Below are 13,814 nucleotides of genomic sequence, written 5' to 3'. Positions count from 1 at the left end.
CGGCGCCAATGCTATCTCGCCGCGCCATGAGCAGAGCGCCACTCGACAACATCCGCAACTTTTCCATCGTCGCCCACATCGACCATGGGAAGTCGACCCTCGCCGACCGTCTGATCCAGATGACGGGAGGGCTGAGCGCTCGCGAGATGACCGATCAGGTGCTCGACTCGATGGATATCGAGCGCGAGCGCGGCATCACCATCAAGGCGCAGACCGTTCGGTTGTCCTACCACGCCAAGGACGGCCGGGATTACACGCTCAACCTGATCGACACGCCTGGCCATGTCGACTTCGCCTATGAGGTGAACCGCTCGCTCGCTGCGGTCGAGGGCTCGCTGCTGGTGGTCGACGCCTCGCAGGGCGTCGAGGCGCAGACGCTGGCGAACGTCTACCAGGCCATCGACAACAATCACGAGATCGTCCCGGTCCTCAACAAGGTGGACCTGCCCGCCGCCGAGCCGGAGAAGGTGAAGCAGCAGATCGAGGACGTGATCGGCCTCGACGCTTCCGACGCGGTGATGATCTCGGCCAAGACGGGCCTTGGCGTGCCCGACGTGCTGGAAGCCATCGTCACGCGCCTGCCCCCGCCGAACGGCGACCGCGCGGCGCCGCTGAAGGCGCTGCTGGTCGACAGCTGGTACGACGTCTATCTCGGCGTCGTGGTGCTGGTGCGCATCATCGACGGCGTGCTGAAGAAGGGCCAGCGCATCAAGATGATGGGCACCAACGCGGTCTATGACGTCGACCGCGTCGGCGTGTTCACGCCCAAGTTGGTGGCGGTGAGCGAGCTCGGCCCGGGCGAGATCGGCTTCCTCAACGGCTCGATCAAGGAGGTCGCCGACACCCGCGTGGGCGACACCATCACCGAGGAGAAGCGCCCGACCGCCGAGGCGCTGGCCGGCTTCAAGCCCGCCCAGCCGGTGGTGTTCTGCGGCCTGTTCCCGGTCGATGCCGCGGACTTCGAGGATCTGCGCGCCGCCATGGGCAAGCTGCGGCTCAACGACGCCAGCTTCTCGTTCGAGATGGAGACCTCGGCCGCGCTCGGCTTCGGCTTCCGCTGCGGCTTCCTCGGCCTGCTGCACCTCGAGATCATCCAGGAGCGGCTGGAGCGCGAGTTCAACCTCGACCTCATCGCCACCGCGCCGTCGGTCATCTACGAGATCGAGATGAATGACGGCTCGGTGATCGAGATGCACAACCCGGCCGACATGCCGGACGTGGTGAAGATCAAGGAGATCCGCGAGCCCTGGATCCGCGCCACCATCATGACGCCGGACGAGTATCTCGGCGCCGTGCTGAAGCTCTGCCAGGACCGGCGCGGCAACCAGATCGAGCTCACCTATGTCGGCTCGCGCGCCATGGTCACCTACGACCTGCCGCTGAACGAGGTGGTGTTCGACTTCTACGACCGGCTGAAGTCGATCTCGAAGGGCTACGCCTCCTTCGACTACCAGATCACCGAGTACCGCGTCGGCGACCTTGTGAAGATGTCGATCCTGGTCAATGCCGAGCCGGTCGACGCGCTGTCCATGCTGGTGCACCGCAGCCGCGCCGAATATCGCGGCCGGGCCATGTGCGAGAAGCTGAAGGACCTGATCCCGCAGCACCTGTTCCAGATCCCGATCCAGGCCGCGATCGGCGCCAAGATCATCGCCCGCGAGACCATTCGTGCCCTGCGCAAGGACGTGACCGCCAAGTGCTATGGCGGCGACATCACCCGCAAGCGCAAGCTTCTGGAGAAGCAGAAGGAGGGCAAGAAGAAGATGCGCCAGTTCGGCAGGGTGGAAATCCCGCAGGAAGCGTTCATCGCCGCGCTTAAAGTGGACGATTGACGCCACGCTACCCAAACACCGGATTTCGTGCTCACATCTGCCTACCTGATCGAGAAGGGAGACAGGGGGCATGGCTTACAAATTCGAAGTCTACAAGGACAAGGCAGGCGAGTTCCGCTTCCGCTTCAAGGCGTCCAACGGCGAGAGCATGTTCTCCTCGGAGGGCTACAAGGCCAAGGCCTCGGCCATGGGCGCCATCGAGTCGATCAAGAAGAACGCGCCCGGCGCCGATCTCGTCGACACGACAAAGGAATAGCGGCTTCCCCCAGACGCGCGAAAAAAGGCCGGGCTCGCGCCCGGCCTTCTTACCGACAGGTGCGTGCCGCGTCAGATGACGTAGGGCGGCACGTGGTAGTAGTCGTTGACCTTGCGGTCCCAGTCGCGGTCCTCCCAGGCGCCTTCGTCCGCGCTCGAATGGCGCGGGGCGCCGCGAAGCTGCTCCTCGGTGATGTCGACGACGTAGCCGTCCAGGCCCTCGTCATACTTCAGCAGGGACCAGGGCAGGGGATAGTAGTCCTCGCCGAAACCGAGGAAGCCGCCGAAACTCATCACCGCATAGGCGGTCTGGCCGCTCAGCTTGTCGATCATGACACGGGCGATGGAACCGATGCGATCGCCGTTCGGACGGTAGACGGCCGTGCCCTCCACCTTGTCGCTGCCGATCAGCGTCATGGTCTCGCGCGCTTCGAGGTTCTGCTGTGTGCTGTGCATTCTCTGCCTCCCTCGTGGATGAAGCACTGCAATGAGGGCAGAACGTCTTTTTGCGCGGCGGGTTCCGGAAGTTCGTAGATGCCCGTACGAAATATTAGCCGAGCACCACAAACAACTCCCGATACATAAGGTGCTGACGTAGTACCTGTAACGGGGAACTGTAAGACAGGTATAGTGGCGCGGCTGGCGGTGGGAGGATATCTTCACTTCGGCTGAAGTGGAGAATCACGGCAATGGTATCGGAGCGAAACCGGGCGGGCGCGAGCCGGCGCCAGGTCCTTCGTCTGTTCGGCGGCGCGGGGGCGTTCGTCGCCGGCGGGGCGGCGCTGGCGCAGCAGGGCGGGCCGGCGAAGGACGGGGAGGTCGACGTCGACGCGCTCAAGCCGGGCGCCTTCGAGTGGTACCCCGATCGCGCGCCGGAGGGCTTCGTCGCCATCATCGTCTCGCTGCCGGACCAGCGCTGCTACGTCTACCGCAACGGGGTGCGGATCGGCGTGTCGACCTGTTCCACCGGGCGGGCCGGCCACGCGACGCCGGTCGGGGTGTTCACGATCCTGCAGAAGGACGTCGACCACCATTCCTCGATCTATGACGACGCGTCCATGCCCTATACGGAGCGGCTCACCTGGTCGGGCGTGGCGCTGCATGCCGGCGGGCTGCCGGGCTACCCGTCCTCGCATGGCTGCGTGCACCTGCCGCTCGCCTTCGCCAAGCTGGTGTTCTCGGTCACCCATTACGGCACGCCCGTCATCATCGCTGACGCCCATTCCGAGCCGATCGACGTGCTGCATCCCGGCCTCGTCCTGCCGGCGGACGCGACCACGGCGATCATGGACGACGCGCCCAAGAGTCCCGAGGCCAAGGCCGAGACCGACCCGGCCGCCGGGCCGGTGAACGCGGAGGATGCCGTCTCGATGGTCATCAGCGGCGCCGACCGGCAGCTCGTGGTGCTGAAGGACGGCGAGGAGGTGCTGACCGCGCCGGTCACCATCGCCGATCCGCAGACGCCGCTCGGCAACGTGGTCTACGTGCTGAAGAAGGTTGGCGGCGAGGTCTCCTGGACCGCGGTGGCGTTCGAGGGCAACGGCGTGGTGGGCGGCAAGCCGGCGGAGGCGATCGACCGCATCACGGTGGCGCCGGAAGCCAACCAGAAGCTTGCCGGCCTGCTCGTGCCCGGCTCGACCATGTTCATCACCGATCTGCCGGCGACGACCGACACGCGCTCGCCCAAGGATTTCGTCGTCATGACGCAGGCGATGAGCTGAGGCCATTATGGACGCGCGCCGGCCGGGACGGGGTGGGAGCTGGCGCCGGGCGGCCCTCTGCGCGGGGATCCTGATCGGCGGGCTGTCGGCTCCGGCAATGGCTCAACAGGCGGCGGCCTCCAGGCTCGACACGGTGCCGGCCCGCCAGCTCTTCGGCGCGGCGAAGGGGCCGTCGTCGATGCCCGAGCAGTCGATCGGCTTCTATTCGAAGGGCTGCCTCGCCGGGGCCGAGGCGTTGCCGATCACCGGCGCGAGCTGGCAGGTGATGCGGCTCTCGCGCAATCGCAACTGGGGCCATCCCGCGCTCATCGCCTTTCTCGAGCGTTTTTCCGCGAAGGTGCCGCAAGTCTCCGACTGGCCGGGCATACTGGTCGGCGACATGTCGCAGCCGCGCGGCGGGCCGATGTCGAGCGGCCACGCCTCGCATCAGGTGGGCCTCGACGCCGACATCTGGCTGATGCCGATGCCCAAGCGCCCCTTCACCCGCGAGGAGCGCGAGAAGGTGTCGGCGACGATGATCGTGCGGCCGGACCGGCTCGACGTCGATGCCAAGGTGTGGACGCCCTCGCTGCTCGCGGTGATCCGGGCGGCGGCGCAGGACCCCGAGGTCGAGCGCGTGCTGGTCAATGCGGCGATCAAGAAGGCGCTGTGCCGCGACGCCACAGGCGAGCGTGGCTGGCTGCAGAAGGTGCGCCCCTATTGGGGCCACGACTACCACATGCATGTGCGCCTCGCGTGTCCCGCCGGCAGCGCGGACTGCCGGCCTCAGGCGGCGGTGACGCCGGGCGATGGCTGCGGCGAGGCGCTCGACTGGTGGTTCTCCGACGAGAACCTCCACCCGAAGCCGCCCAAGGTGCCGCCGAAGCCGAAGCCGCCCTTGATGCTGAAGGACCTTCCATCCGCCTGCCGCCAGGTGCTGCTGGCGAAGTGAGGGCGCCCCGGGCCTGTGCCGCTAGCGCCCGCGCGCGTCGGCGAGGATCATGGCGGCGGCCTTCTCGGCGATCATGATGGTCGGCGAGTTGGTGTTGCCCGAGGTGATGGTGGGCATGATCGAGGCGTCGGCGACGCGCAGGCCCTCGATGCCGAACACCCGCAGCCGCTCGTCGACCACCGCCATCGGGTCCGAGGCGAGGCCCATCTTCGCCGTGCCCACGGGATGGAAGATCGTGGTTCCGATGTCGCCGGCGGCGCGCGCCAGCGCCTCCTCGCTGTCGTCGATGTCGGGGCCGGGAAGCATCTCGTCCGGCGCATAGGGCGCGAGCGCCGGCTGGGCGACGACGCGCCGGGCGACGCGGATGCTGTCGGCGGCGACGCGCCGGTCCTCTTCGGTGGAGAGGTAGTTCGGCTGGATCAGCGGGGCACTCGCGCCCGCCCCGTCGGCGAGCGTCAGCCGGCCGCGGCTGGTCGGGCGCAGATTGCACACGCTCATGGTGAAGGCGGGGAAGCGGTGCAGCGGCTCGCCGAACTTGCCGAGCGAGAGCGGCTGGACGTGGAATTCGAGGTCGGCGCGCTCCTTGTCGGGGCGCGAGCGGGTGAAGATGCCGAGCTGGGAAGGGGCCATGGTCAGCGGGCCGCGCTGGAACAGCGCATATTCCAGGCCCATCTTCGCGCGGCCGAGCAGCGAGTGGTACTGCTCGTTGAGCGTCGGCACGCCCGACACCCTGTAGATCATCCGCAGTTGCAGATGGTCCTGCAAATTGGCGCCGACGCCCGGCCTGTCGAGCGCCACGCCGATGCCATGCCGGGCGAGCTCCTCGCCGGGCCCGATGCCGGAGAGCTTCATCAGGTGCGGCGAGCCGATGGCCCCGGCGGCGAGGATGACCTCGCCGCGCGCCCGCGCCGTGTGGCTGACGCCGTCGCGGCGATAGACGACGCCTGCCGCGCGGCCATCCTCCACCAGCAGGCGCTCGGTGTGGCAGGAGGTCTCGAGCCGCAGGTTGGGGCGCGAGAGGACGGGTTTCAGGAAGCCGCGCGCCGCGCTCCAGCGGAAGCCGCGCTTCTGGTTCACCTGGAAATAGGACGAGCCCTCATTGTCGCCGGCGTTGAAATCCGGGATCGGGGCGATGCCGGCCTGGCGCGCCGCCTCGCGCACCTCGTCGAGCAGCTTCCAGGTCAGGCGCGGGAACTCGACCCGCCATTCCCCGCCGGCGCCGTGGAACTCGCCGGCGCCGAGATAGTGGTCCTCGTGCGATTTGAAGACCGGTAGCACATCCTCCCAGCCCCAGCCGGAAAGGCCGAGCTGGCGCCAGTGATCGTAGTCGGCCGCCTGGCCGCGCATGTAGATCATGGCGTTGATGGCCGAGGAGCCGCCGATGGTCTTGCCGCGCGGGTAGTTGAGGGCGCGCCCGTTCAGCCCCGCCTCGGCCTCGGTCCTGAAGCACCAGTCGGCCCGCGGATTGCCGATCGCGAACAGGTAGCCGACCGGGATGTGGAACCAGATCCAGTTGTCGCGCCCGCCCGCCTCCAGCACCAGCACGCGGTTCTTCGGGTCGGCGGAGAGGCGGTTGGCGAGCACGCAGCCGGCCGAGCCGGCGCCGACGACGATGTAGTCATAGGTGTCGGCGGCGGTCGTCATCATGAGCACCTGCGGTCGAATCCGGTGCGCGCAAACTGACCGCCGCCGCCCGGCGCGGGCAACAGGAAATTCGGCACAAGGGCTGTTCGCGAACGCCCGCCGGCCGGCTCGACCCGTCGCTGCCGCGCGCCCTTGCCGGGCGGACCGCCGTTTGGTGGGCCCCCGTGCGCCTAGTTGCTCAGCTTGCTGGCGAACAGGGCGATGGTTCGCGCATAGACCTCCGCCTTGTTCCAGCCGAGCAGGGCCTGGTAGTTGGCGCTGCCGGGCTGCCAGCCGCCGCCGGCGCGCCAGCCATAGCCGCGCAGATAGTTGGCGGTGGAGGCGAGCACGTCCGGCGCGCTGTGGATCAGGTCGGCGCGGCCATTGCCGTCAAAGTCGACGGCGAAGCGCACATAGGAGCTGGCGAGGAACTGGGTCTGGCCGAGCTCGCCCGCCCAGGCGCCGCGCATCGCGTCGATCGACAGGTCGCCATGCTGGACGATCTGCAGCGCGTCGAGGAGCTGGGTGGTGAAGAAGTCGGAGCGGCGGCAGTCATAGGCCAGCGTCGCCAGCGAGCGGAACACCGGCATCTTGCCCTGGTTGACGCCGTAATCGGTCTCGAGGCCCCAGATCGCCACCACGACCTCGCCTGGCACGCCGTAGCGCTGCTCGATCCTCGACAGCGTCGAGGCATATTTCTGCATCATCTGCCGGCCCTTGGCGATGCGGCCCTTGCTGATGCGGCTGGAGGAGAACTGCTCGAAGCTCTGCTTGAAGTGCTTCTGGTTGCGGTCGAGCCGGATCACCTGCGTGCTGTAGGTCAGGCCGTCGAGCGCCTGCAGCGTGCGCGGGGAGAACCCCTTGGCGGCGGCCTGCTGGCGGAAGCCGCGCAGCCACGCGTCGAAGCCGGAGGCGTCGTTGCCGCAGCCGGCGGCGGAAGCCGGCCCCGCCGCGAGGGCCGTGGTCACGAGAAGGGCGGCGGCGAGCCCGGCCTGCCGCATTGAGATGAGAAGCTTCGGCATCATGGCTGTGTGTTCCCCGCGTGCGCCGTGACATCCTGCAACCGAGAATGTCGCATGGGAAGTGAACGGAGCGTGTCTTCCCGTTCACCTGCGCCCGCATCGCCGTTATTTGCTGGCGTAGCCTCAGATGCCGATGCGCCCGAAGCCGGGAAGCTTGAGGCCCGGGCGGCGCAGATCGAGCCCGGCGACCGCGCCGAGAACGTTGAGCTCCACCCCTTCGACCCAGGCGAGCGTCAGGCCGCCATAGCCGCCCAGCGTCACCCGAAGGCCGGTGCCGGAGGGGGCGAGGCCGATCCAGCCGCCGTCGACCGGGTAGTCCTTGCCGATCGCGGTCGGGGGCAGGGCGGCGCCGAGCTCGGGCACCCGGCCGAGCACGAAGGCGACGAAGCTGTTGGAGTTCGGCCCCGGCCAGGCCCGGTAGTCGCCGGAATGGTCGTAGGGATAGGCCGCGATCGCCGCGCGCAGCTTCGGGATCAGCCGCGCCGCTTCCTTTCCGGTCGCCTCGGCGACGATGACCGGCTCGTTGCCGTACCAGCGCCCGTCCGGCGGGTAGCCGTTGTGGCGGATCGGCGAGCCCCAGCCGACCTTGTCGAAGCGCTCATAGGCGGACGCGCCGGCCTCCTTGAACACGATCCAGCTATGGACGGCGAAGATGCCGCGCCAGCGGCCGACGCGGGCGGAATAGATCCGCACCATCGCCTCCGGCCGGTCGACGGCGAGGGGCAGGGTGCCGGTGCTGGACCAGTCGGCGCAGCGCCAGGTGCGGGTGAGGTCGACCTCGCGCCACAGCACCAGCGCATGGGCGCCGAGCGGCAGGGCGAAGAGCAGCATGAAGCCGAGAAGCGAGAGACGGGCGGCGCGCAGCATCGGCTCCACTGTGCCGAAGCCCGCGCCCGGCGCCAGCGAATTGGCGGCTGCGCGCGAAAAAGTGTCCTTTTAGTTGCGAATGGTTCGCAGAACCGTTGACAGCGCCGCTGCAGTGCCACATCTTAACTGCAACTCATTTGCAATAGCGTGAAACAGATGCTCGACAGGCCTCAAGGAAGCTCTGCGTCCTTCAACTGGCGACGCGAGCGCGGCGACCCCGCGCTCTCGGAGGTGCATGGCAGCATCGCCGTGCCGAAGAAGTCGACCATCTGGCGTTTCCTCGCCTTCATGGGGCCGGGCTATCTGGTGGCGACCGGCTACATGGACCCAGGCAACTGGGCGACCTCGCTCGCCGGCGGCTCGCGCTTCGGCTACAGCCTGCTCGCCGTCGCCCTGCTCTCGAACATGATCGCGATCCTGCTGCAGGCGCTGTGCTCGCGGCTGGGCGTCGCCTCGGGGCGCGATCTGGCGCAGGCCTGCCGCGACGCCTTCCCGCGCCCGGTCGGCTTCGTGCTGTGGGTGCTCGCCGAGCTGGCGATCTGCGCCACCGACCTCGCCGAGGTCATCGGCACCGCGATCGGCCTCAACCTGCTGTTCGGCATTCCGCTCGAGATCGGCGTGGTGATCACGGCGATGGACGTGTTCCTGATCCTGCTGCTGCAGAATCTTGGCTTCCGCTGGGTGGAGGCGCTGGTGGTGGCGCTGCTCGCCGTAATCGCGGCCTGCTTCGGCATCCAGATCGCGCTCGCCGACCCCAACTGGGGCGAGGTGATCCGCGGCTTCGCGCCGACGACCGAGATCGTGCGCAACCCGGACATGCTCTATCTGGCGCTCGGCATCCTCGGCGCGACGGTGATGCCGCACAATCTCTACCTGCACTCGGCCATCGTGCAGACCCGGCGCCATGACGACACGCTGGAAGGCAAGAAGGACGCGATCCGCCTCGCCACCTGGGATTCGACGCTGGCGCTGATGCTGGCGCTGACGATCAACGCCTCGATCCTCATCCTCGCCGCCTCCACCTTCCATGTCGGCGGCACCGGCGAGGTCGCCGACCTCGGCAAGGCGCACGAACTGCTGAACCCGCTGCTCGGCAGCGCGCTGGCGCCGACCCTGTTCGCGGTCGCGCTTCTGTGCTGCGGCCTCAATTCCACCGTCACCGCCACCATCGCCGGTCAGGCGGTGATGGAAGGCTTCCTGAACATCAGGCTGGCGCCGTGGCTGCGGCGGCTCATCACGCGCGTCATCGCCATCGTGCCGGCGGCGGTGGTCACCATCGCCTATGGCGAGAAGGGGGCGGGGGCGCTGCTGATCCTCAGCCAGGTGGTGCTCAGCCTGCAGCTTCCCTTCGCGGTGGTGCCGCTCATCATGTTCACCGCCGACCGGCGCAAGCTCGGCTCGCTGGTCGCCCCGCGCTGGCAGATCGTGCTCGCCTCGCTGGCGGCGGCGCTGATCATCGTGCTGAACTTCAAGCTGATCGTCGACGCCATCACCGGGGCGTGACCGCGCCGGTGGCCGCTCGACCAACGACCGGCTTGCGCCGCTCTCCGACGCGGTCTCTCATTCCCCCTCGACCGCATGTCGGCCGTGGGGAGAGACGATGACGGACAGTTCGAGCTTCTTCGGTGATCTTCTGGGCACCATTGCCGAGCGCGGGCGCTCGCTGCTCGATCTGGGGCGCGAGCGCCGCCCGGCCGGCGCCATCCGCGCGGCGAGCATCGCGGCGCTGTGCGAGCGCCTGCTGTCCGGCCGCGGCGAGGCGTCGGGCGTGGCGCTGGCGCAGGAGATCCTCATCGCCTATCGCGGCCTGAAGACCGGCGAGCGCATCGCCTTCTTCGAGGCGCTGGCAAACGAGTTCGGCCCGGACAGGGCCCGGCTCGCTGCGGCGGTCGCGGCGTTCGGCGCCGAATCGGGCGGGCGCGACATCGCGGAAATTCATGCGGCGAGCGAGCCGCGCCGGCAGGAACTGGTCCGCCGGCTCAATCTCGCGCCCGGCGCCACCGCTGCGCTGGTGGCCATGCGCGCGGATCTGCTCGACATTCTCTCTCGCCGCGGCGAACTTGCCGAGGTAGACCGCGACTTCACGCATCTGTTCGCCTCCTGGTTCAATCGAGGGTTCCTGGTATTGCGCAGGATCGACTGGTCAACGCCCGCCAACGTTCTGGAGAAGATCATCCGGTACGAGGCGGTGCATGAAATCCGGGACTGGAACGACCTGCGTGCGCGCGTCGACAGCCCGGACCGGCGCTGCTACGCCTTCTTCCATCCTGCCATGGTCGACGAGCCACTGATCTTCGTCGAGGTGGCGCTGACCCGCGACCCGCCGGAAGCCATCGCCCCGATCCTGAGCAACGACCGGGTCCCGCTCGATCCCACCAAGGCGAAGACGGCGGCGTTCTACTCCATCTCGAACTGCCAGCGCGGCCTCGGCGGGGTGAGCTTCGGCAACTTCCTGATCAAGCAGGTGGTCGAGGAAATCTCCCGCGAATTCCCGAACCTCACCCATTTCGTCACGCTCTCGCCGGTGCCGACCTTCCGCGACTGGCTGGAGGCGGAGCGGGCCAATCCCGAATCGGAGGTGCTGACCGCCGACGACCGGGCCGCGCTCGCCGCGCTCGACGAACCGGGCGCGCCGAATGCGGCCGAGCAGGCGGCGCTACGGCCGGTGATCGGCGCGCTGGCGGCGCGCTTCCTGCTGGCGGCGCGCACGCCGCGGGGCCGTCCGGTGGATCCGGTGGCGCGCTTCCATCTCGGCAACGGGGCGCGGCTCGAGCGCATCAACCCGTTCGGCGACGTCTCCGTGCGCGGCATGAAGCAGGCGGCCGGGCTGATGGTGAATTACCGCTATGTGCTCGAGGATATCGAGCGCAACCATGAGGCGTTCTTCGACAAGGGCGAGATCGTCGCCAGCGCGCAGGTGCGCAAGCTGCTGCGGCCCGAGCCGCTGAGCCGCGCCGCCACTGCCAGAGAGGTAGTTCAGTAGCATCGGCGAAGGCCCGCTTCCGGTCTATGTTGCTTCGCCCGCCGCGCCGGGAATGGCCGCACGATCAGTCGTTGCGCCGGAATTACGCCATGCACAAGGATCACACGTTCTCGACGATGGAAGAGGATGCCGCCCTGCTCGCGGAACTGCGCGGGTACATCGAGTCATCGGCCGACGGTGAACTGCAGCAGCTCGTGGGGCGGCTCGAGCGGAGCCTTGCCGGGCGCAGCCAGGCGTTGCGCGAGCGCGAGAGCGAGCTTGCGCGCTACAAGAAGATGTATGAGCGCTCCTCCTCGCTGGCGAAGATCGGCGTGTGGGAATGCGACCTCGCCACCGAGGAGCTGACCTGGACCGACGGCGTCTACGACATCTTCGAGCTGCCGCGGCGGATGCGCGTCACGCGCGACCTGATCCTCGCCCTCTACACCGAGACCTCGCGGCTGGAGATGGAGGCGCTGCGCGCGAAGGCGATCCGCGAATGCGGCTCCTTCACGCTCGACATCGAGGTGCGCACGGCGAGGGGGACGTCGCGCTGGGTGCGCCTGTCGGCCGACGTGGAATGCGAGGGCGATCGCCCGGTGCGCATCTTCGGCACCAAGCAGGACATCACCTACGAGAAGCATCTGTGGGACCAGATGCGGGTGCTGGCGGAGTGCGACGCGCTGACCGGCTTCGCCAATCGCGGGGTATTCGAGACCCGGCTCGGCCAGGCGCTCGCCCCCGCCGCGCAGAAGCGGCTCGCCGCTCTGGTGCTGCTCGACGTCGACGGCTTCAAGCAGATCAACGACACGCTCGGCCATGCCGCCGGCGACGAGTGCCTGCGCCGGACCGCGCAGCGGCTCAGCGAGGTGTTCGGCCCGGACAGCCTGGTCGCGCGCATCGGCGGCGACGAGTTCGGCGTGCTGGTGTTCGGTCCTCGCGCCGCGTCCTGGGTCGAGGAGCGGGTGGCGGCGGCGGTGACGGCGATCCGCTTGCCGGTTGTCTGGCAGGGCAAATCGGTCGCCATGAGCGCCTCGATCGGCTTCGCCCTCACCGGGATGCCGGATGTCGGCGCGGCCCGGCTGTTCGTCGATGCCGACCTCGCGCTCTACGAGGCCAAGAAGGCCGGCCGCGACACCTATCGCCGCTCGGCGCCGCGCACCTCGCCGCGCAGGCCGCACCGGACGGCGCCGCTCACGGACTGAAATCCGCCCCTTGGGAAGGGCGCCCCGGTCCGCCTGCCGGCGGCGGCCTTGACAGCGCGGGCGCGCTTATGCCCGATGCCGGCGAGTTTCCGGCACCTGAAGGCGGCTTTTCCGATGCGTTTTCTCCCCCATCTCCTGAAGCGCTTCGTCCGCAAGGGCAGCCTGACCGTGCTCGAGCCGAATGGGCAGCGCACCGTATTCGGCAGCGGCTCGGACGGGCCGGCCGTGGTGATGCGGCTCCACGACGACAAGCTCGACCGCGAGCTGTTCTTCAACCCGGAGCTGGTCGCCGCCGAAGCCTATATGGACGGGCGGCTGAGCTTCGAGGACGGGTCGAGCGTCTACGACTTCCTCTACCTGTTCTCGATCAACCGCACCGGCCTCGCTTCGCATCCGGTGCAGCAGGCGTTGCGCAAGGGCTGGCGTTCGCTGAAGCGCTGGCACCAGTCCAACCCGCTGGGGCGGGCGGCGTCGAACGCGCAGAGCCATTACGACCACCCGCCGGAGTTCTACCGGCTGTGGCTCGATTCGCAGATGATCTATTCCTGCGCCTATTTCCCGACGCCGGACGCCTCGCTGGAGGAGGCGCAGCAGGCCAAGCTGCGGCACATCGCGGCCAAGCTGAAGCTGGAGCCGGGCATGCGGGTGGCGGAGATCGGCTCGGGCTGGGGGGCGCTGGCGATCTATCTCGCCGGGCTCGGCGTCCATGTGACGGCGATCAACGTCGCCACCGAGCAGCTCGCCGAATCGAAGAAGCGCGCCGAGGCGGCCGGCGTCGCCGACCGCATCACCTTCTTCGAGCGCGACTATCGCGAGCTGACCGGCACCTATGACCGCATCGTCTCGGTCGGCATGATGGAGCATGTCGGCGTCAATCATTTCGACGAGTATTTCACCACCATCAAGCGGCTGCTCGCGCCGGGCGGCTTCGCCATGATCCACGCCATCGGGCGCATGTCCCCGCCCGGCACCACCGCGCCCTTCATCCGCAAGTACATCTTCCCCGGCGGCTACGTGCCGGCGATGTCGGAGGTGTTCACCTCGCTGGAGCGCACCGGGCTGTGGGTCGGCGACTGCGAGATGCTGCGGCTGCACTACTACTGGACCATCCGCCACTGGCGCCTGAACTTCGAGGCGAAGCGGGCGGAGGTGGTCGAGATGATGGGCGATCGCTTCGCGCGGATGTGGGAATTCTACCTGGTCGCGGTCGAGCTCGGTTTCCTGCACGGCTCGAACATGGTGTTCCAGCTCCTGCTGGCCAACGAGCGCGACGACGTTCCGGTGATCCGCGACTACATCGTCGACGAGGAGCGCGCGCTGGCCGCCCGGCCGGAGCAGAAGGGCGACGGCGAGGGCAGGGCGGTCCCGGCGTTCTGAGGTCGATGCCTGCCGGGAG

The 13,814-nt window shown here is 68.4% G+C and carries 12 protein-coding genes; 8 read left to right on the top strand and 4 right to left on the bottom strand.

Annotated elements, in window-relative coordinates:
* Window positions 1-26: 26 nt before the first annotated feature.
* A complete protein-coding gene (gene lepA / locus NVS83_RS17485) occupies window positions 27-1,832 on the top strand; it encodes a translation elongation factor 4 (protein ID WP_258733367.1) in 1,806 nt (601 codons plus the stop codon).
* 70 nt (window positions 1,833-1,902) lie between these two features.
* A complete protein-coding gene (locus NVS83_RS17480; RefSeq protein WP_258733366.1) occupies window positions 1,903-2,088 on the top strand; it encodes a YegP family protein in 186 nt (61 codons plus the stop codon).
* Window positions 2,089-2,159: 71 nt separating this feature from the next.
* On the opposite strand, the gene NVS83_RS17475 is transcribed toward NVS83_RS17480, so the two are convergent.
* Window positions 2,160-2,543: a PRC-barrel domain-containing protein gene (locus NVS83_RS17475; RefSeq protein ID WP_258740455.1), complete on the bottom strand. Its 384-nt coding sequence runs from the start codon at window positions 2,541-2,543 to the stop codon at window positions 2,160-2,162.
* A 233-nt stretch (window positions 2,544-2,776) separates the two neighbouring features.
* On the opposite strand from NVS83_RS17475, the gene NVS83_RS17470 reads away from it, so the two are divergent.
* Together NVS83_RS17470 and mepA are read left to right on the top strand one after the other, a co-directional pair.
* Window positions 2,777-3,808, top strand: coding sequence for a L,D-transpeptidase (locus NVS83_RS17470; RefSeq protein WP_258740454.1), 1,032 nt, complete (start codon window positions 2,777-2,779; stop codon window positions 3,806-3,808).
* Between the two features lie 97 nt (window positions 3,809-3,905).
* Window positions 3,906-4,739 (top strand): penicillin-insensitive murein endopeptidase, encoded by an 834-nt coding sequence (mepA, locus tag NVS83_RS17465; protein WP_258740453.1) that lies wholly within the window; start codon window positions 3,906-3,908, stop codon window positions 4,737-4,739.
* Between the two features lie 21 nt (window positions 4,740-4,760).
* Here mepA and NVS83_RS17460 read toward each other — a convergent pair whose 3' ends face one another.
* From NVS83_RS17460 to NVS83_RS17450, 3 genes are all read right to left on the bottom strand, one after another.
* Window positions 4,761-6,386, bottom strand: coding sequence for a GMC family oxidoreductase (locus NVS83_RS17460; protein ID WP_258740452.1), 1,626 nt, complete (start codon window positions 6,384-6,386; stop codon window positions 4,761-4,763).
* A gap of 167 nt (window positions 6,387-6,553) precedes the next feature.
* Complete coding sequence (locus tag NVS83_RS17455; protein ID WP_374115085.1) at window positions 6,554-7,384, bottom strand: lytic murein transglycosylase; 831 nt, start codon at window positions 7,382-7,384, stop codon at window positions 6,554-6,556.
* A gap of 123 nt (window positions 7,385-7,507) precedes the next feature.
* A complete protein-coding gene (locus NVS83_RS17450) occupies window positions 7,508-8,251 on the bottom strand; it encodes a DUF3750 domain-containing protein (protein WP_258740450.1) in 744 nt (247 codons plus the stop codon).
* Between the two features lie 156 nt (window positions 8,252-8,407).
* Between NVS83_RS17450 and NVS83_RS17445 the strand changes: the two genes are divergently transcribed.
* The 4 genes from NVS83_RS17445 to NVS83_RS17430 all read left to right on the top strand — a co-directional run bounded on the left by NVS83_RS17445 (window position 8,408) and on the right by NVS83_RS17430 (window position 13,795).
* Window positions 8,408-9,754, top strand: a complete 1,347-nt coding sequence (locus tag NVS83_RS17445) for an Nramp family divalent metal transporter (RefSeq protein WP_258733360.1) — start codon at window positions 8,408-8,410, stop codon at window positions 9,752-9,754.
* A 97-nt stretch (window positions 9,755-9,851) separates the two neighbouring features.
* On the top strand, window positions 9,852-11,234 hold the full coding sequence (locus tag NVS83_RS17440) for a malonyl-CoA decarboxylase (protein ID WP_258740449.1): 1,383 nt from the start codon (window positions 9,852-9,854) through the stop codon (window positions 11,232-11,234).
* Window positions 11,235-11,323: 89 nt separating this feature from the next.
* A complete protein-coding gene (locus NVS83_RS17435) occupies window positions 11,324-12,418 on the top strand; it encodes a GGDEF domain-containing protein (RefSeq protein ID WP_258740448.1) in 1,095 nt (364 codons plus the stop codon).
* A 114-nt stretch (window positions 12,419-12,532) separates the two neighbouring features.
* Window positions 12,533-13,795, top strand: a complete 1,263-nt coding sequence (locus tag NVS83_RS17430) for an SAM-dependent methyltransferase (protein WP_258740447.1) — start codon at window positions 12,533-12,535, stop codon at window positions 13,793-13,795.
* Window positions 13,796-13,814 lie beyond the last annotated feature (19 nt).

Origin of the sequence: Ancylobacter mangrovi (assembly GCF_024752335.1) — a bacterium.
GTDB lineage: Bacteria > Pseudomonadota > Alphaproteobacteria > Rhizobiales > Xanthobacteraceae > Ancylobacter > Ancylobacter mangrovi.
The sequence above is the reverse complement of the archived record's forward strand: the minus strand, read 5'-3'. Positions and strand labels throughout refer to the sequence as shown.

Excerpts from the sequence above, each read along its gene's own strand:
- NVS83_RS17435 (WP_258740448.1), top strand. The coding sequence starts at position 11,324 with ATGCACAAGGATCACACGTTCTCGACGATGGAAGAGGATGCCGCCCTG.
- NVS83_RS17455 (WP_374115085.1), bottom strand. The coding sequence starts at position 7,384 with ATGCCGAAGCTTCTCATCTCAATGCGGCAGGCCGGGCTCGCCGCCGCC.
- NVS83_RS17430 (WP_258740447.1), top strand. The coding sequence starts at position 12,533 with ATGCGTTTTCTCCCCCATCTCCTGAAGCGCTTCGTCCGCAAGGGCAGC.
- NVS83_RS17475 (WP_258740455.1), bottom strand. The coding sequence starts at position 2,543 with ATGCACAGCACACAGCAGAACCTCGAAGCGCGCGAGACCATGACGCTG.
- lepA (WP_258733367.1), top strand. The coding sequence starts at position 27 with ATGAGCAGAGCGCCACTCGACAACATCCGCAACTTTTCCATCGTCGCC.
- mepA (WP_258740453.1), top strand. The coding sequence starts at position 3,906 with ATGGCTCAACAGGCGGCGGCCTCCAGGCTCGACACGGTGCCGGCCCGC.
- NVS83_RS17440 (WP_258740449.1), top strand. The coding sequence starts at position 9,852 with ATGACGGACAGTTCGAGCTTCTTCGGTGATCTTCTGGGCACCATTGCC.
- NVS83_RS17480 (WP_258733366.1), top strand. The coding sequence starts at position 1,903 with ATGGCTTACAAATTCGAAGTCTACAAGGACAAGGCAGGCGAGTTCCGC.
- NVS83_RS17445 (WP_258733360.1), top strand. The coding sequence starts at position 8,408 with ATGCTCGACAGGCCTCAAGGAAGCTCTGCGTCCTTCAACTGGCGACGC.
- NVS83_RS17450 (WP_258740450.1), bottom strand. The coding sequence starts at position 8,251 with ATGCTGCGCGCCGCCCGTCTCTCGCTTCTCGGCTTCATGCTGCTCTTC.
- NVS83_RS17470 (WP_258740454.1), top strand. The coding sequence starts at position 2,777 with ATGGTATCGGAGCGAAACCGGGCGGGCGCGAGCCGGCGCCAGGTCCTT.
- NVS83_RS17460 (WP_258740452.1), bottom strand. The coding sequence starts at position 6,386 with ATGATGACGACCGCCGCCGACACCTATGACTACATCGTCGTCGGCGCC.